Here is a 17,193-nt window from a genome sequence, read left to right as displayed (position 1 = left end):
TTGTAAAAAGCTACGGGTTGTATGTAGGGGCGTCGCCAAGCGGTAAGGCACCAGGTTTTGATCCTGGCATGCGTTGGTTCGAATCCAGCCGCCCCTGCCATTTCCGTCCTGGAGCGGATACACAACTTAAAGCACTCAGTTACACAAGATACAGGGGCGTCGCCAAGCGGTAAGGCACCAGGTTTTGATCCTGGCATGCGTTGGTTCGAATCCAGCCGCCCCTGCCATTTTCTGTACTCATCCAGGTATACCCTCAGCCGGCAGGTACTGCGCGTGTCCAAGATGATGGTCTTTACGGGGAACGCTAACCCCGATCTGGCGCGACGTATCGTACGTCAGCTGCACATTCCCCTCGGTGATGCTTCTGTCGGTAAGTTTTCCGACGGCGAGATCATGATTGAAATCAACGAAAACGTCCGCGGTAAAGACGTCTTCCTGATTCAACCGACGTGCGCGCCAACCAATGACAACCTGATGGAACTGGTCGTGATGGCTGATGCCTTCCGCCGCTCCTCAGCCACCCGAATTACTGCTGTTATCCCCTACTTCGGCTATGCCCGCCAGGATCGCCGTCCGCGTTCCGCTCGCGTGGCAATTAGCGCCAAGGTAGTGGCCGACATGCTCACCGTAGTAGGTATCGACCGTGTTCTCACCGTCGACCTGCACGCGGATCAGATCCAGGGCTTCTTCGATATCCCGGTAGATAACATCTACGGCTCACCAGTATTGGTGGACGATATTGAAGATCAGCGCTTTGAAAACCTAATGATCGTCTCCCCAGACATCGGCGGCGTAGTGCGTGCACGCGCTGTTGCCAAATCTCTGGGCGTTGACCTGGCGATCATCGACAAGCGCCGCGAGAAAGCCAACCACTCCGAAGTGATGCACATCATCGGCGATGTTGAAGGCCGTACCTGCATCCTGGTCGATGACATGGTGGATACCGCCGGCACACTGTGCCACGCGGCAAAAGCCCTGAAAGAACATGGCGCAGCCAAGGTTATTGCCTACTGCACGCACCCTGTCCTTTCGGGTCGCGCCATCGAAAACATCGAAAAATCCGTACTCGACGAGCTGGTGGTAACTAACACCATCCCGCTGTCTGCTGCCGCGCAATCTTGCTCGCGTATTCGCCAACTGGATATTGCTCCGGTAGTCGCTGAAGCGGTACGCCGCATCAGCAATGAAGAATCGATCAGCGCGATGTTCCGTTAATTCAGAACACGCCCTGACGCAAACGCCCTGCCCTAATGGCACGGCCTTTCAACCAACCGTCCCGTCGCTGGTCGCAAGCGTAACGGACGGTTTGGTTATTTTGGAGAAGTGAAATGACTGTTGAATTTGCCCTGAATGCCGAAGTGCGTTCCGACCTGGGGAAAGGTGCGAGCCGCCGCCTGCGTCGTAACGTTGCCATGGTTCCTGCCGTAATTTACGGTGGCGAAAAAGCCCCACAATCGATCAGCCTGCTGGCCAAAGAACTGGCCAAACTGCTGGAAAACGAAGCCGCTTACAGCCACGTTCTGAACCTGAACGTAGCTGGCAGCAACGAAAGCGTCCTGATCAAAGCCCTGCAGCGTCACCCAGCCAAAGGCTACGTAATGCACGCTGACTTCGTTCGCGTTGTCGCCGGCCAGAAACTGACTGCTATCGTTCCATTGCACTTCATCAACCAAGAAACTTCGGTTGGCGTGAAGCAGCAAGGCGGCGAAGTTTCCCACGTTATCGCTGAAGTAGAAGTAACCTGCCTGCCGAAAGACCTGCCAGAATTCATCGAAGTCGACATGGCTGCCGTTGAAGTTGGTCAGATCGTTCACTTGGCCGACCTGAAACTACCGAAAGGCGTTGAGCTGGTTGCACTGGCTCACGGTAACGACCTGGCAGTGGCTAACATCCACGCCTCCCGCGTTGCTAAAGACGAAGACGCTGCCGAGTAAATCTCGCAGTATCGGAAACCAGCTCGGCATGCGACTCTGCCGAGCTATTTCCACAAAAGGGCTCCTGACATGACTGCCGTACAACTGATCGTTGGCCTGGGTAACCCCGGCCCTGAATACGACCAGACCCGGCATAATGCAGGGGCCCTTTTCGTTGAGCGCCTGGCTGACAGCCAGCGTATCAACCTAAGCGTCGACAAAAAGTATTTTGGCCTGACTGGCAAATTCAGCCATCAAGGCCGCGATGTTCGCCTACTGATCCCCACCACCTTTATGAACCGCAGCGGCCAAGCCGTAGCGGCACTGGCGAATTTCTTCCGCATTGCGCCGGAAGCCATTCTGGTGGCTCACGACGAACTCGACATGCCACCAGGCGTCGCCAAACTCAAACTGGGTGGCGGGCACGGCGGGCATAACGGGCTGCGCGACATCATCGCCCAGCTCGGCAACCAAAATAATTTTTACCGCCTGCGGCTTGGCATTGGCCATCCCGGGCACAGCAGCATGGTCTCCAACTTCGTCCTCGGCCGCGCACCACGCAGCGAACAGGAACTGCTGGATACCAGCATTGATTTTGCCCTAGGCACCCTGCCAGAAATACTCGCAGGCGACTGGAGCAAAGCCATGCACAAGCTGCACAGCCAGAAAGCCTCCTCCTAACTCTTTACCGCCATTCGCGCGAGGGACACACCATGGGATTCAACTGCGGCATCGTCGGCCTGCCCAACGTCGGCAAGTCCACCCTGTTCAACGCCCTCACCAAATCCGGGATTGCGGCCGAGAACTTCCCGTTCTGCACCATCGAGCCCAACAGCGGCATCGTACCGATGCCCGACGCGCGCCTTGAGGCACTGGCCGAGATCGTCAAGCCCGAGCGCGTGCTGCCGACCACCATGGAATTCGTCGACATCGCCGGCCTGGTAGAAGGCGCGTCGAAAGGCGAAGGCCTGGGCAACAAGTTCCTCGCCAACATCCGCGAGACCGACGCTATTGCCCACGTGGTGCGCTGCTTCAAAGACGACAACGTGATCCACGTTGCCAACAGCGTCGACCCCAAGCGCGACATCGAGATCATCGACCTCGAACTGATCTTCGCCGACCTCGACAGCTGCGAGAAGCAACTGCAGAAAACCACCCGCAATGCCAAAGGTGGCGACAAAGATGCTGTCGCGCAAAAAGCCCTGCTGGAAAAACTCATCCCCCACTTCAGCGAAGGCAAGCCAGCACGCACCCTGATGAAGACCCTGGGTGACGACGAGAAACAAATAATCCGCGGCTTTCACCTGCTAACCAGCAAGCCGGTGATGTACATCGCCAACGTTGCCGAAGACGGCTTTGAGAACAACCCCCTGCTCGACGTGGTGCAAGCTATCGCCGACGCCGAAGGCGCCCCCGTCGTACCGGTGTGCAACAAGATCGAAGCAGAAATCGCCGAACTCGATGACGGCGAAGAAAAAGACATGTTCCTCGAAGCCCTGGGCCTCGAAGAACCCGGCCTGAACCGCGTAATCCGCGCAGGCTACGAACTGCTCAACCTGCAAACCTACTTCACCGCCGGCGTGAAGGAAGTGCGCGCCTGGACCGTCAAAGTCGGCGCAACAGCTCCGCAAGCTGCCGCCGTGATTCACACCGACTTCGAGAAAGGCTTTATCCGCGCCGAAGTCATCGCCTACAACGACTTCATCCAATACAAAGGCGAAGCCGGTGCCAAAGAAGCCGGCAAATGGCGTCTGGAAGGTAAGGAATACATCGTTAAAGACGGCGACGTCATGCATTTCCGCTTTAACGTGTAAGCGCTTGATCGCGCGCAGAAATTTTCGCTCGAAAGGGTTGACACTAACCCCCAAGACGCGAATAATGCGCGCCACTCGGCTACGTAGCTCAGCTGGTTAGAGCATAGCATTCATAATGCTGGGGTCCGGGGTTCAAGTCCCTGCGTAGCCACCAAACAAAACAAGGGTTTAGCGAAAGCTAAGCCCTTTTTTGTTTTAGCGGGCTATCACCGGGCTAGCACTGGCGAGAAATCTAGCCGAATATCTGCACCCCTCCTCCCGGCGCATCACGCGCCATCTCAACGCTAAGCAGCCAAATCTCGCGCTAATTCATCAAGGCCTATACGGCTCAGCCTTAGCCTCAAAGAATCATTACCCGGCCCTGCAGGGCGCTGGGGGGCCATTGCAATTTAGGGGTATCCCTTATCCCTTGCTCGCACAATTCACCAAGAAAATTTTTCGGCTGTATCAATCTGTCCGCTTGTCGGCTTACGAGATCACTTCGGGGAAATCACTTGCCGATAACGCAAACTGCGTTACATTGTGATTACATCGTGTAGCGAGGCCTTCAATGAAAACGGCAACACTGAATCTGCGCATTGATCCGGTATTGAAAGAGGCTGCGCGGATCGCGGCAGCCCAAGAGCATCGAAGTATTGCCAATCTGGTAGAGGTGCTGATTCGTCAGCATTGCGAGCGCATTGGGGTGTCGATACCTGACCAGGCGGAGCTTTTCCCCCAAGAGGATAGAGATGATGAATGAGCGCGAGTTAAAGTTGCTGCTGGAGGCCGGGGCGGTCAAGTCCATCTTTATCACGGCACAGGGCAGCCTGTTTCACGTTGAGGCGAAAACGACGGGCACGGCTAAGGTCTTAATGACTGGGCGCGGTGATGTGCGCCAATGGCGCTCGATTGACTCGTGTGCCAAATGGCTGAGAAAAGCTGGCGTTGGCAAGGCTGACTTAGATTTTCAAAATTGGCAAATAGGACAGAAAGGGTTAAGTCTGCAGCAGAAATCTTAAATAACCCATAAAAACCCTCTCCCAAATTCAACCATAGTTATTAAGATACTTATCCGAAAACTTACGTCACTCCTACTTGCTACACTTCCTCTCAGCAGGAATGCACAGACATTCAAATACGCAATAAACTCAATAACTAAAAACCATAAATTAGAACGGCACCACCAAGGAGCCACATAAAACATGGACACATCCAAAATCAAAATAGTTATCTCTGCAGCATTAGCCTTTGTTCAATGCGAAATAATTCTTGCTGCAAACCCGATGAATACGATAACTGAATCTACTCAAGGTGATGCCTCGGGCGGTACAGGCGGTAGCTTGTGGCTTCTAAGCCCGCTCATCACATTCCCATTAGCCATATGGCTCGTGGTCTCATCCCGCTCCCCAATGTACGCCTGGGCAGAAAAAAATAAGGGCCTTGCTTATTTATTCGTTATTTTTGCTCCATGCATTCCAGCCCTACTATTTGGGCTGGGCAGATGAACCACTAGCTTGCCGACAGTTTCGCCGGAGGCGAACGTCCATGTAGCATGCGAGCAATTTGCCCAAGCTAATACTTTACTCAAGGCAGGAATTATTTTTTGTGATTGCCATGCAATTTAATTTAGCCAGCGCCTCCATGCTCGGCGAAGAGGTTTTTATGGGTCTTCTAGGTTACATACAGCAGGCAATCCGCAATTTTAACTGCAACCAAAAATTAAAGGAGAGGGAGATATCTGACTGTGATGGAAGGCTAGAAAAGTTTATTGAAAACCATCCTGGAGAGGTAATTAATGGGAGCATACCTATATCTTGCCATCATATAGGCGCTGGATACACTAACTCCGGCAGCGCCGTTGAATACTATGTGCGCATTGAGTATCTTGATGGCAGGACAAAATTTGAGTGGTTTGATAACTTTACTGATGGGAATTTATATAAGGATAAAATCATTCAAAGCGGCAATTATGAAAAACTGATAGGCCCGACCAGTATATATGGGGCATTTGACTAGGGTTATCGAGTCATATCTTCTCCGCATAATTTATGAATTTGCGGAGGTATCCAAACCCGCAAATACCGTCCCTGCCCCTTGCTCCGCTCAAACCATATTCGCTTTCGCAACCAACCAGCATCAAGCAAGGTCTGGCTTAACTCGCGGGGCGCAATCTTCAACGCACTGGCTATCTCCTCTATTGACCAGTGCCGGTGCTTGGATGCCGGGGGCAGGCTGGCAAACCAAGCATCGTGTTTTTCCCTGAACGTCTCTGCCTGGCTGGGCGCTGGCTTTTGCTGCATGCGCTGAGCGGCTATCTGCTTTAGCAGTCTTGAGGTGTATGCAGACACGGCTTTGCTCCTTCCAAAATCATTATTTGCAGGTGGTGGTTACAGGTAGCGCTTGAGTTTGTGGCCACATCCAGGCCTGAGCGTTGACTGCGTGCCGACTACTGCAGACCGTGCAGATTCCGCTGAAATCCCCGGAACTGCTGGGCCTCGGGCTGCAGACTGATTGCAGAAGCGTGCAGATTGTTTACTGGGCTTGGCGAAGGGCTGCATGCGCTAGCCTTTCTCTGCAGTGATCTGCACGGGGTCTGCACTGCTTGCCCCTGGTGTAATGGGCCTTTCAGCGGAATCTGCACAATCTGCAAGGGGCTGCGGATTAACTTCAAAATTCCGACCGTCTGCACTGCGCATCCAGCCCGCCTCCAGAAGGATGCCGAGCAGCTTGTCACGCTGTTTGGCTCTGCCACGAACGGGGCCGCTGGTGCCCAGCTTGTCGCGATGAATTGAATCAAGTCCCTTGGCTTTGAGCCAGGCCAGCAAGTCGAGTGCGTCCCTGTTGTCTCTGGTTTCCGTACCACTGCCGCCCAGCCAGCGCGCCCACTCGCCAAGCGAGTGCTCGACTACTTCACAGGCAGCGGTCATGGTGGGGCCGGTTATCTCCTGCTCGCCATTAAACAGGGTAAAGACTGCTGCAACCCTGCGAGCGTTTTCGCCGGCACGGCTGGCAAAGGGTTTTATAGGGCCAGCGTAATCACCACCCCGGCTCTGCTCAGCCTCAACCCTGTTGTAAAAATCTATCCAAACTTGCAGCGCATCCGCCGCCAGGGCAATCACGGGTGGGCGAACTGCGCCCGTCTCAGCAACGTGCCGGGGCGTTGCCGCAATCTCCTTCACGCGCTGCCAGTAACGCTGAATGGCAGAATTCCTATAGGCCGAGTTTTGCAGTGTTTCGGCGGTGATGAATCGGGTGCCGGCGAGCGAAGGTGCCGAGGTCAGCAGGAAACGAGGCAGAAAACCCTGCCCCTGCAGCAGCGGGTCATTTAGCGCGTCCCTGACGGTAACGGCCTGAGCCATCAGGTGCATGGTGAAACGGCGGTCATAGGCTATGCCGCCACTCTCGCCAGCCCGGTCACGCTCTACAGTGCCATCGTCGTAAAGCTTGACCAGTCCGCCTAGGGTTGCCGCCCGAGTTTCGGCCTGCATACTGTGGCCACCCAGTACCCTACCGCCTTCATCGGTTGCCCAGGATGCGGCCGGCATACCTGCTACAAAGTCCTTGGCAATTTTTTCAAAGGTCGAATCGGTGTACATGGTGCGCGGATTGGCTGGCAGCCTGTTGTTGTTCTCAAAATCCTGCAGGGCTTTGCCTTTCAGCAGGCTTGCCCGGAGGTTGTGTTCTGCCTCGATGGCGGCGTGCCGGTCGCGCTCCTGCCGCTCTGCTTCCATCAGAGGCTTGAAGGCTAGGCGGTAGCAAGCGCTCTTGCGGTCGCCGGAGTCGGCCAGCGCCATCTGATAAAGCGAACAAGGCATGCCATCGGGGTAATGAATGTGCGGCGCGTTGATTCGCGTTTGAGCCAAGTATGCCGCTGCCGCTATTACGCACTGCGCGGCCAGAGCTTCGGGTGCGTCAACATGATGGGCAATGGCTTTGACGGCCTCGCGCATTAGCGTTGGCAAGCTCGCTGTTGGATATGGCGCGGGCTGTGGCTCAGTCAGCAGGGTATCCGGAGTGCGCCATGGTTGAGCGGCATGAGCTGCATCTGCCCAGCCGGCTTGCTTGGCGCGGTGAAAGATTGTGCCCAGTGTGATTGCTGACGCTGGTTGGCCCGAGGTAGAGAAGCTGGCCCATTTATCCTGACAAACCTGTTCGCTGAATTTCTCGGTGCTGGTTGCCGACCAGTCCAGCCAGATTGTGTAAGCCTGTTGAGGCTCAAGCGTGGATCGGTAGAGGGCCAGTCCCGTCTGCCACCATGCGTCATAGTCATCGGCAGGCAGCACAGCAAGGGCGCTACGGACCCGCTCGGCCTCATCGCCGTGACCGGCGCTTAGATTGCCTGCGGCCTCGGTGTTTAGCTCTCTTGCACCGACAAGATACAAATGGGATGGCGGCGGGCCTAGCTGCAGTGCCGCTGGGTGTTGAGCCGCTGGCGCGGCTTTTTGATTGAAGGTTGTAGCAAGCCACTGACTGCCGGCGTGTAAGTCGATCAGGTCTGCGGCCAAGGACTGCGGCATTACCTTGCCGGTGATTAGCATGGCGCGCTTGTTGGTGTAGAACTCTAGGCCGCCTGCTGTTTTGAATGACTTGCCCGCGCCATAACCCCAGATGTGCAGACCTGTGCCGCTCATACTGCGCTCAACCCAGCCGGGCATCTTTTGCAGGATCTCTGCTGCACGCTGCTCGCGCTCAGGGTTGCCGCGCACCTTGTCCAAGTCAACGCAGCTGACACCGTCACTCTCGACGATACAGAAGCCCAAGGCGAAACAATGGCCGGCCAGATAGCCGGCGTGTGCCGTTTCAAATGTCAGATGTCGGGTGGCGTCGGTGTGGTCCAACCTGAACCCTGTAAGGGGATCGACCGGCACCTTTTTGTCGGTGAAGCCGATCCAGCGCGGCAGGCGCTTCATAGCTTCGGGCACTTTGCTGTAGTCAAACTGCGCAGTTGCCGCCTGATGTTGATTGGTATCAAGTCGCATGCTCATTCCTTCGCCCCCTCATGGCGGCGCTTCTTCAAAATTCGCTGTACTGCAGCGCCAAACTCCTCCTTGCGGCCGGCTTCTGTAAAGGCGCATTCAAGAATGCGGATCGCATGGTCAGCCAGCTCTTGAGCAGTTTTGGATGTGCCGCTTCTTATGTTGCACAGCACGGCAATGATGGTTTTACCCTCAATGCTGTCCGGGTCAATCCAAAGCCAAATCGACCTGTCACTCGCAAGGTCGGAGTCAGTGAGCAGAAGGCTTGTTGCTGTACTTAGCTCATCCCCAATTAGCTGGCGCACTCCGGCAAAGCCACCATCAAGCAACGCAAAGACGATGCTCAGCAGGGTGTCATCGGAGGGTGACCCGCAGGCGCATGGCGGGAGTAGGTCGAGATAAATCGTAGGGCCGGTGCGGATCGTTGCCGGCTCATTTTCTAGGCAGCTGAATGCAACACCGTCGAACAGCTGGAAGTCGTCCATTAGCTGGCCTCCCCGGTGTTGCAGGCGGTGCGGTTTGCAATAAACTCGGCAAGGTCGCTGATTCGATATTTCACCGACCGCCCGATTTTGACGTAGGGCAGGTTATAGCGACCTAGTGAGCGCCAGACAGATAATGTGTTTGTCTGTACCCCAAGCACCGCGGCAGCTGACTTGTCATCTACGTTTACGGGCGGGGTCTTTGGATTAAAACCGAGCTGTGCGGCGATCTGCGCGGCGATCTCGGCTTTGAGCGTTACAAGCTCTGTGGATTGGCTGGTGGGCATGGGTCTAACTCCAACGAGTGTGATTCGGAGGAGTCATGATCTGGCATTGCAGGGGTTAGTAATATTCACAGCCGTAACGAGTACCTTAATACTCGTTACGCTCACTATGGTTTTGAGCGCGCGCGCTTGCCTTTGGGCGCACCTCCTTCACGCGCATATTGGGGGGCCAAAGGCCTAATCAACACCTTGATACGATCAAGGCCAGGTGTCCCTTCCGAGTAGTCTCGTTCCACGGCGTCCTTCACCAAGCGTGCCATATCTGTAACCTTGAACTCCTTATCGGTATCGGCGGACCAAAGCTCCTCGGCATGACGCTGAATCTCCCTTCCTATGAGCGCAGCCCGATTATTACGCTCATCGAGCCCTCCAGCCATGCGCTTCTTGGCTGCCTTCTTTCTATGCGCGAAAGCCCCAAGAAGTGCTGCCTTCAGAGCAGTTTCTGTAAGAGCCTTAACTAAGCCCTCATTAGCCTTATCCAATACGCATTTCGACATATCCGAAAGGATTATGTGCTGAGCTGCGATGGTGGCGATGTGCTCAGGAGAATTGGTTTCCAGTAAACTCTTAGCGAGTTGAGCCGTGAATTGGTGAAACTCCTCAGGGGAGGCAACACTCACACCTGGGTTCCACTGTTTCTCTAGGTGAAAGCCAGGCTGCAAGCAGGCCTGCAAGCCAAGGCGCAGCTCGGATGTTTCCTTTTCGTCTTCGCTCATTGTTCGCCCTCCAGGCGATCCAACTACTGAACAAATCTGCTAGCCAGGCAAGTAGAAAATCTGCTTTTTGCCCAGCCGATGTATGCAGCTGGCCTGCGCTGTCTTATTGATTGCGATTGATCGGCACCACGTCCGCAGACTGCCTGATACCTGCAGCCTCAAGCATTGCCTGGGTTGCCGTATTGACCGACTGCCGCACGGGATCGAGGTCAAGCCGTGCATAGATAGCCGTGGCCTGCTGGGTCTTGTGATTCAGGCTCTTGCCAATGATCGCCATAGACGCGCCAGTCTTGGCCTGCCAACTGCCAAGGGTGCGGCGTAAGTCGTGAATGCGCAGGTCGGTCATATCGTAGGTTGCGGGGTCAATTCCCAGCGCGGCGGCGATGGCCCGATAGCGCCTTGCTGCGGTTGCAGGGGCGGTCATCACCTCATAGCCAGCCTGCTTGCGCTCCTCGGCAGTCAGCTTGCCGGAACTTTCCAAGTGATCGAGTAGGCGGCGCAGACTGGCGCGCAGCAGAATGGCAGCCCATGCTTTTTTTGGCTCGACTAAGTGCCCCGTCTTACCCTCGCCGGGGAATACGAATGGTGATGTGCCTGTCGTGTGCTTGCGGGCGGCCAGTGCGGCCACGGCCTCAGGCGATAGCGTGACGTTCTGCGGTGTGCCGTTCTTGGTCATGCCAATACGCCAGACACGGGCCTCTAGATCTACGTCGCGCCAGGCCATCGACTGTACGTTGGCCCGGCGTGCGCCGGTCAGCAGCGCCAGCATAAAGAAGTCGCGCAGGCTCGACTCGGCAATGGCGGCGAACAGGTATGGCAGCTCAACTCCTTGGGCAAAGCGGTCACGCGACGGCGCAGGGTTCTTCTGAATGCGACTGGTCGGGCTGGTGCCGGTGAAGATTTCCAGGTCGGCAGCAAAGTTAAAGACCGAGGAAACAACGGCAAGGGCGCGGTCAGCCTGGGACGCGCTTACCTTTGTGGTTTTGCTGTGGATCGCCTTCACTTCGCCGCGCGTGATGTGGGAAAGCTTTTTCGATTTGATCGGTTCCAGGTAGTCGCGCAGCACTACCCGATAACCCTGCTTTGTAGATTCAGCCAGGGGAGTACCGTCGCGCTTTTTCTTGCCGGTGAGGAACTGCTCGAACACCTCGGAAAAAGTCGGTTCCTCTCGAATAGCACGACGGGCTGCGGCTGGATTCGCTCCGGTGGCGAACTCGGCAAGGATCTTTTGCGCTTCGCCGCGCGCCTGCTCGACAGTCATCTCAGGGAAGGTGCCCAGCTTCACCCATGCCATAGAGGCGCCGGCACGCTTCACAACGTAAAAGGTGCGACTGCCTGCTGCGGTAATACGCATGGCGAGCTTTGGGGTGTCGGTGTCATAGACGGCAACTCGCTTACCTGCCTCGGGCAGAGCGACCGCCATCAGTGCCGTTTTGGTGAATCTCAGCTTTACCATGCCCGCTCCTCAGGATCGCAGAGGATTGATTGGGCTAGCGACGGGCTATCACCGGGCTAGCACGGGCTATCAAAAATCATCAAATTTGGTGATAGCCAGCAAGATCGAGGATAGGCTGAAAGCCTCATTCTGTATAGGCTTATCAAAGATCATAAATGCCAGGGTATTGGCACACCCTAGCATTCATAATGCTGGGGTCCGGGGTTCAAGTCCCTGCGTAGCCACCAAACAAAACAAGGGTTTACCGAAAGGTAAGCCCTTTTTTGTTTTCGGGGTGTCCCACAAGTGTCTCAACCTTATCCCAGCCTACGACTGTCCCGATAAGCGATCTGGTATCGCATCCATGCTGTCGCATATTTCCTCAAGCAGCTCAGAGAATGCACTCATAGCGGTCACTACTTTTTGGTACTCAGAAAGGCTGGCTGAGCATGCATCGCGGAGAGGAAAAGGTTCCAGCACACACATCGTGTAGCTGACGCATTTCTTAGTTGGATGATCTACAAGTAAGGAGCCGCCGCCCGGTTGCTCCACGAGTTCTTGCCAAGGCTCAATCGAACGAAATGCGCGCATGATTTGCCCGACCATGAACCTAGGTGCAAATGAGTGAACAGATAGGTCGCGGAAATTGCGACTAAGTTTTCGATAGGCAGAGTCATTGATTGCATCCAACGCAGCCAGAAACCCATTAAATCGTGTCCAGCAGTGACCGAGGCGAATGACCTGTTTTCTGCGATCAGAGCGTCGAAGCCCTTGTCAAGGTCTCAAACCATCCTGATCAAGTCGATCAACGTAGCCTGGTTCTACAAGACAGTTCGCCTGATGTAAAAGTGTCTCGGTAAGAAGCATCAGGAGATCACTGACTGCGCTAGGTTGATGCATGCAGAAGAAAGCTAAGGGGTTAACGAAGTGGTGCAGCAGCTGCCCTTTATCTTCATCCGTCTCAAATGACTCAACAACGGCATTCCAAGCGCACCAGTCATGAAGGTGCCCCCCCACGAATTTATCGTATTGATAGTTTCCTGAATTTCAGCAGCTGCCCCCCAAGACCAGGCAAAGTTCCCACTAGCTGCCCGTGCGCGTTTCGCTGCCTCGTAGCCCACCAAACCCGGGGCCCTGGAAACGTTCGCAAGAAGCTGCTCGTGAAAACGCCCCATGGCTTCAGTGGTCAAGTTTCGCCATGCGATCCAACCTTCGTTATCAGAAAAATTCTCCTCCGATTGCTCATTGATAGAGGGATTCCCGGACGATCTGGAGGAACGTTCAGTCATGAGACAACCAAAATGCAGCTCAAAGAAGGCTTAACTTTGTCGTGCTTTCCGACTAACAGCAAGAAGGTTGTTGTGGCTCAATGATTCTGGACACCCCGGCAGGACCTTTAGCGCAACGCCGAACTCTCAGATATCAGCGCGCCCTACGAAGCCCCTACCCTGCCAGAACTAACCCTCGCCAGCGGCAGCGAACCCTTGCAGACCAGCCTGGAAAAGCTGGTGGCGTATGTGCAGGCAGCTGTTCCGCTTAACGTAGGGCAGCGTCAGTAAATCAGTGCAGCACAGGCTAATTAGCTGGCCGGCCGCTTGGTGCCCAATAGCAACCCGCTGAAAATAAGTGCGCCTCCGACCCAGTGGAATAGTTGCAACCCTTCGCCCAGCAGGAGCCAGCCGAGGATGGCGGTGAACACCGGCATCAGGTAGTTGCTCAGCGCGGCCTTGGCCGCCCCAACGACGCGCACGCCATGGTTCCAGCACAGGTAGGCCAGCAGCGAGGCGAATACTGCGGTGTAAGCGATGGCACCAAGGGTGGCTGCAGTCGGCACGAAGCGCGCGCCTTGGCTCAGCTCGTACAGATAGAGCGGCAAGATTAAGGGCACGCCCAGCAACATCAGCACGCCCAACAATGCCAGTGGCGGAATGGCTTGCAGGTAGCTGGCCCAGCGCCGTAGCAGCAGCGAATACAGCGCCCAATCCGCCACGGCGAGCAGCATGATCAGGTCACCATGGTTGAACGACAGCGTGCTCAGGGTCGTCCAGCTGGCTCGGGTAATTAGCACTAGCAGACCGATGGCCGCCACGCCCAGGCCGAGCCAGGCACGTCGTTGCGGCCACTCACCGAGCAGTACGCCGGCACCAATAAAGGTCATCAGCGGTAAACAGGTGTTTACCAGGGTGATATTGATCGCCGCAGTGGTCTGTGCTGCGGCGTACAGCATGCTGTTATAGCCAGCGATGCCGACAGCCGCGAGCACCAGCAAACGCCAACCAGCGGCCTGCAACTCGCGGCGATGCTGCCACAGCGGTTTCGCCACAAAGGGCAACAGCAGCGACAAGGCTAGAGTCCAGCGCCAGAAAGACAGGGTAAACGGCGAGATCTGGCCAGCAAAGGCGCGGGCCACCAGGGCATTACCGGACCAACAGAGAACCGCCAACAGCAAACCGGCAACGGCGTAACGGGCAGAGTGACGCATACCTCAGTTCTGCCCAAGCGGGCGCAGGCGGTATTGCGGCGGTAACTGTTCTATACCGCTAACGGTGACATTGAGGTTTTTCCAGCGACCATCCTTGATGCCATAAATGCAGCCATGCACGGCGAGCTCCTGACCACGGTGCCAGGCGTTCTGCACGATGGTGGTATGGCTGACGTTGGCCACCTGCTGGATGACGTTGAGCTCGCAGAGACGATCCACCCGCGCCTCCTCACTCGGTAATTGCGCCAAGTGCTCGCGGTGCTCGTAAAACAGATCACGGATGCAGCGCAGCCAGCCGTCGATCAGGCCGAACTGAGTGTCCTGCATGGATGCCCGCACACCACCGCAGCCGTAGTGGCCGGTGACCAGGATATGTTTGACCTTGAGCACGTCGACGGCGTACTGGATCACCGACAGGCAATTGAAATCGGTATGCAGCACCACATTGGCGACATTGCGGTGAACGAATAAGTCGCCCGGCAGCAGGCCGACAATTTCATTGGCGGGTACGCGTGCATCGGAACAGCCGATCCACAAATACTCAGGCACCTGCTGCTTGGCCAGCTTGGCGAAGAACTCCGGGTCGTCCTCTTTGATCGCCTCGGCCCAACGTGCGTTGTTGTCGAAGAGGTGCTGTAAGTCACTCATGTTTCACTCCCGGATTCGTCGATGCGCACCATAGGAGTGCCCGGGGCTTTTGACAAGTACGGGGGGGCCGCCGTCACAACGCAAATCCGCGCCGCGCGAGAAAACTTCAGCAGGCCCAAACGTGCGCCAAGCAACCTGCCGCACAGCGCGTTAGTCGAACAGCGGGCAGACCATCACCAGCGCATCTTCACGGCCACCGACTGCCGGGTAATAGTCGCGCCGCCGGCCAACTTCATTGAAGCCAAAGCGCTCATACAGGCGATAAGCCACCTGGTTACTGGCCCGCACTTCCAGGAAGCAGTCTTTAGCGCCCTGCAGCTGAGCCTGCTGCATCAGGTGCTCAAGCAACTTCAGGCCAAGGCCTCGGCCCTGGCTTTGCGCCTTGACGGTGATATTGAGCAGGTGCGCCTCGTCCAAGATGATCTGGATCACCCCATGCCCGACCTGCTGCTCACCCTCGAACATCACCCAGCATTTATAGGCAGTCAGGCTGTCGGTGAAGATGCCGCGCGTCCAGGGATGGCTAAAGGCGGCGTATTCGATCTTCAACACCGTATCGATATCCGCCGCAGTCATGGGGCGGAAACTGATTGCTTCACTCATTCAGGTTGACTCGGTAAGCGGTAGAAACCGCGGCCCACAGGCCGGGACAAAGGCGATTCACGTAGCGGCTAACCAGCGCTGGCGCACGCGGCGCATGGCCTGCCACAGGTCACGCTTGCGCTCAGGCTCATCCATCAGCAGCTCCAGACCCGGCAAGGCCCAAGCCGCGCCCAGGCCCTCAATTTGCAATTCGCGGTTGTAAGCTTCGGCATCCGCCTCGGCGGCAAAACGAATGGCCGGTAAGCCGACCAGCCACAAGCAACTGCAAGGCTCTTGATCTTCCAGGCGTGCGCCAACAAAGCTCTGCACGTATTCCAGCGCCGCTTGCGGGCCTTGGTCGATCTGCCCGCGCACCAGCAGCGGCCAGCGCACCGGCTCACCAATCAATTGCGGGCTGTCCGGCAGGCCAGCGGCGCGTAGCAAATCTTTGAGCAGCAAATAGGCAGGATCACGGCCTTGCAGCGCCTCGCCGGTGGGCAACTCGACCAATACCGCACAAGCACCCGCGCGCAGCAATTGCAGGGCAAAGCGCGGCGGCGGTACGGCCGCGACTTTCACCGGTTCAACCTCGTCTTTGACGGCGGAGGCTTCGGGCGCACTGGTACGCGCCTGCGGCGCAGGGCGCGGCACTTCGATCCGAGCACGCGGCTCGGCCTGAGCGGGCACGGGCTGCGCCACAGCCTGAGCCGGCGTCACCTCGGCAACAGCTTCGCGCGTTAGCGGTGCAGACGGCTGTGGCTCAACCTCTGGTTCAACCAACACCTGCAATAACGCGGGCCGCGAGGGTGCGGCGAACGGCAGTTCGACACGGGGCAGCCAACTGGCCACTTGCATGGCTGTCAGGTAGGCGCGGCGGCGTAGCTCAGCATTCAAACGTCAGGTATCCGGCACATCGATTTACAAGGGCCGTGATTGTCGCGTGAATCGCCTGCTGCGGGTAGCCCCATCTGCGCGCCCGGCCATCAGCCGAGCACCCCGGCATGCTGTTTGAGCAGGCCGACAAAGGCCTGGCCCGGTGGACTCAGGTAGCAGGGCTTGCGCTGCAGCACACCGATGCTGCGCAGCGGCGCATCCGGCAGTAGATGAACCGACAAGCTGCCGTCGCCATTGAAGGTGTCAGCCACGCTGGCGGGAAGTAGCGCATAACCCAAGCCGGCACGGGCCAGTGCTGCTGCGCTGCTCATATAGGCCACTTCCCAGGCGGGCTCACGCAGCAGCCCCATGCGCTGCAGCGTTTGGTCGGCCATGGCGCGCAAGCTGGTATCGCGGGTGGTCGCGACATAATCCAAGGCTCGCAAGGCGTCCACCAACCCACTCGCGCGCAACGCCGCCATACCCCGCACCAGCAGTACCAGGCTGTCATCGTAGATCGGCTGAAAATCCAGCGCGGCTCGATCATCTGCCTCCGAGGTGATGGCGAAATCGACTTCTGCCGTACTGACCCACTGGCGAACTTCCTCGGCGCGGCCATCACGCAAGCTGATCTCGATACCGGGATAGCGCCGGCGGTACTCGCGCAACACGTCAGGCAAGGGCTTGATCGCCACCGAGGGCAGCACAGCAATGCGCAGTGAGCCGCTTTGCAGGTGCAGCTGCTCATGGGCATCGTGCACCGCATTGTCCATATCACGCAGCAGGCGGCGAGCCTGATCCAGAAAGCGCAGGCCGGCCTCGGTCAGCTCCACGCTACGGGTGTTGCGCGCAAACAGCGACAAGCCGAGCGCATCTTCCAGCTTGCGCAGGCTGTAACTCAATGCCGGCTGCGACAGGTGCACCTGCTCGGCAGCGCGGCTGAAACTGCGGTGCTCCGCGATAAGCACAAAGGCCTGAAGCTGACGAAAGTTGATGTCCATAAAAT

18 protein-coding genes and 4 tRNA genes are annotated in these 17,193 nt (G+C 56.9%); 12 read left to right on the top strand and 10 right to left on the bottom strand.

What is annotated here, in order from left to right:
• Positions 1 to 25: 25 nt before the first annotated feature.
• The 11 genes from VCA57_RS19740 to VCA57_RS19690 all read left to right on the top strand — a co-directional run bounded on the left by VCA57_RS19740 (position 26) and on the right by VCA57_RS19690 (position 5,725).
• A tRNA-Gln gene (locus tag VCA57_RS19740) sits at positions 26 to 100 on the top strand.
• A gap of 52 nt (positions 101 to 152) precedes the next feature.
• A tRNA-Gln gene (locus VCA57_RS19735) sits at positions 153 to 227 on the top strand.
• A gap of 46 nt (positions 228 to 273) precedes the next feature.
• Positions 274 to 1,215 carry a ribose-phosphate pyrophosphokinase gene (locus tag VCA57_RS19730; protein ID WP_411186830.1) on the top strand — a complete coding sequence of 314 codons (942 nt, stop codon included), beginning with the start codon at positions 274 to 276 and terminating at the stop codon, positions 1,213 to 1,215.
• Positions 1,216 to 1,328: 113 nt separating this feature from the next.
• Positions 1,329 to 1,934: a 50S ribosomal protein L25/general stress protein Ctc gene (locus tag VCA57_RS19725; protein WP_411186828.1), complete on the top strand. Its 606-nt coding sequence runs from the start codon at positions 1,329 to 1,331 to the stop codon at positions 1,932 to 1,934.
• 69 nt (positions 1,935 to 2,003) lie between these two features.
• Positions 2,004 to 2,594: an aminoacyl-tRNA hydrolase gene (pth, locus tag VCA57_RS19720; RefSeq protein WP_411186826.1), complete on the top strand. Its 591-nt coding sequence runs from the start codon at positions 2,004 to 2,006 to the stop codon at positions 2,592 to 2,594.
• A gap of 32 nt (positions 2,595 to 2,626) precedes the next feature.
• Positions 2,627 to 3,727 (top strand): redox-regulated ATPase YchF, encoded by a 1,101-nt coding sequence (gene ychF / locus VCA57_RS19715; RefSeq protein WP_411186824.1) that lies wholly within the window; start codon positions 2,627 to 2,629, stop codon positions 3,725 to 3,727.
• Positions 3,728 to 3,804: 77 nt separating this feature from the next.
• Positions 3,805 to 3,881, top strand: a tRNA-Met gene (locus VCA57_RS19710).
• Between the two features lie 396 nt (positions 3,882 to 4,277).
• Positions 4,278 to 4,469 (top strand): hypothetical protein, encoded by a 192-nt coding sequence (locus VCA57_RS19705; RefSeq protein WP_411186822.1) that lies wholly within the window; start codon positions 4,278 to 4,280, stop codon positions 4,467 to 4,469.
• On the top strand, positions 4,462 to 4,728 hold the full coding sequence (locus tag VCA57_RS19700; protein ID WP_411186820.1) for a hypothetical protein: 267 nt from the start codon (positions 4,462 to 4,464) through the stop codon (positions 4,726 to 4,728). Before VCA57_RS19705 ends, VCA57_RS19700 begins: the two co-directional genes overlap by 8 nt.
• Before the next feature lie 183 nt (positions 4,729 to 4,911).
• Positions 4,912 to 5,214 carry a hypothetical protein gene (locus VCA57_RS19695; protein WP_411186818.1) on the top strand — a complete coding sequence of 101 codons (303 nt, stop codon included), beginning with the start codon at positions 4,912 to 4,914 and terminating at the stop codon, positions 5,212 to 5,214.
• 100 nt (positions 5,215 to 5,314) lie between these two features.
• Positions 5,315 to 5,725, top strand: a complete 411-nt coding sequence (locus VCA57_RS19690; protein ID WP_411186816.1) for a hypothetical protein — start codon at positions 5,315 to 5,317, stop codon at positions 5,723 to 5,725.
• Between the two features lie 545 nt (positions 5,726 to 6,270).
• Here VCA57_RS19690 and VCA57_RS19685 read toward each other — a convergent pair.
• The 5 genes from VCA57_RS19685 to VCA57_RS19665 all read right to left on the bottom strand — a co-directional run bounded on the left by VCA57_RS19685 (position 6,271) and on the right by VCA57_RS19665 (position 11,623).
• On the bottom strand, positions 6,271 to 8,688 hold the full coding sequence (locus VCA57_RS19685) for a DUF3987 domain-containing protein (RefSeq protein ID WP_411186814.1): 2,418 nt from the start codon (positions 8,686 to 8,688) through the stop codon (positions 6,271 to 6,273).
• Between the two features lie 2 nt (positions 8,689 to 8,690).
• Positions 8,691 to 9,170 carry a hypothetical protein gene (locus tag VCA57_RS19680; protein ID WP_411186812.1) on the bottom strand — a complete coding sequence of 160 codons (480 nt, stop codon included), beginning with the start codon at positions 9,168 to 9,170 and terminating at the stop codon, positions 8,691 to 8,693.
• On the bottom strand, positions 9,170 to 9,454 hold the full coding sequence (locus tag VCA57_RS19675; RefSeq protein ID WP_411186810.1) for a helix-turn-helix domain-containing protein: 285 nt from the start codon (positions 9,452 to 9,454) through the stop codon (positions 9,170 to 9,172). The genes VCA57_RS19680 and VCA57_RS19675 overlap by 1 nt, the downstream gene beginning before the upstream one ends.
• A gap of 104 nt (positions 9,455 to 9,558) precedes the next feature.
• The gene (locus VCA57_RS19670; protein ID WP_411186808.1) at positions 9,559 to 10,167 is read right to left on the bottom strand and encodes a hypothetical protein; all 609 of its coding nucleotides are present in this window, start codon (positions 10,165 to 10,167) and stop codon (positions 9,559 to 9,561) included.
• Positions 10,168 to 10,270: 103 nt separating this feature from the next.
• Entirely contained in the window at positions 10,271 to 11,623 is a 1,353-nt protein-coding gene (locus tag VCA57_RS19665) for a tyrosine-type recombinase/integrase (RefSeq protein WP_411186806.1), read from the bottom strand.
• A 161-nt stretch (positions 11,624 to 11,784) separates the two neighbouring features.
• On the opposite strand from VCA57_RS19665, the gene VCA57_RS19660 reads away from it, so the two are divergent.
• A tRNA-Met gene (locus tag VCA57_RS19660) sits at positions 11,785 to 11,850 on the top strand.
• Positions 11,851 to 13,181: 1,331 nt separating this feature from the next.
• Here the strand turns inward: VCA57_RS19660 and VCA57_RS19655 are convergent.
• The 5 genes from VCA57_RS19655 to VCA57_RS19635 form a co-directional block, all read right to left on the bottom strand.
• The gene (locus tag VCA57_RS19655; protein ID WP_411186804.1) at positions 13,182 to 14,084 is read right to left on the bottom strand and encodes a DMT family transporter; all 903 of its coding nucleotides are present in this window, start codon (positions 14,082 to 14,084) and stop codon (positions 13,182 to 13,184) included.
• A 3-nt stretch (positions 14,085 to 14,087) separates the two neighbouring features.
• Positions 14,088 to 14,732, bottom strand: a complete 645-nt coding sequence (can, locus tag VCA57_RS19650) for a carbonate dehydratase (protein ID WP_411186802.1) — start codon at positions 14,730 to 14,732, stop codon at positions 14,088 to 14,090.
• Positions 14,733 to 14,882: 150 nt separating this feature from the next.
• Positions 14,883 to 15,335, bottom strand: a complete 453-nt coding sequence (rimI, locus tag VCA57_RS19645; RefSeq protein ID WP_411186800.1) for a ribosomal protein S18-alanine N-acetyltransferase — start codon at positions 15,333 to 15,335, stop codon at positions 14,883 to 14,885.
• 57 nt (positions 15,336 to 15,392) lie between these two features.
• Entirely contained in the window at positions 15,393 to 16,208 is an 816-nt protein-coding gene (locus VCA57_RS19640) for an energy transducer TonB (protein ID WP_411186798.1), read from the bottom strand.
• Positions 16,209 to 16,297: 89 nt separating this feature from the next.
• Complete coding sequence (locus tag VCA57_RS19635) at positions 16,298 to 17,188, bottom strand: LysR family transcriptional regulator (protein ID WP_411186796.1); 891 nt, start codon at positions 17,186 to 17,188, stop codon at positions 16,298 to 16,300.
• Positions 17,189 to 17,193 lie beyond the last annotated feature (5 nt).

This window comes from Pseudomonas sp. (assembly GCF_046581935.1).
Classification (GTDB): Bacteria; Pseudomonadota; Gammaproteobacteria; order Pseudomonadales; family Pseudomonadaceae; genus Aquipseudomonas.
The sequence above is the reverse complement of the archived record's forward strand: the minus strand, read 5'-3'. Positions and strand labels throughout refer to the sequence as shown.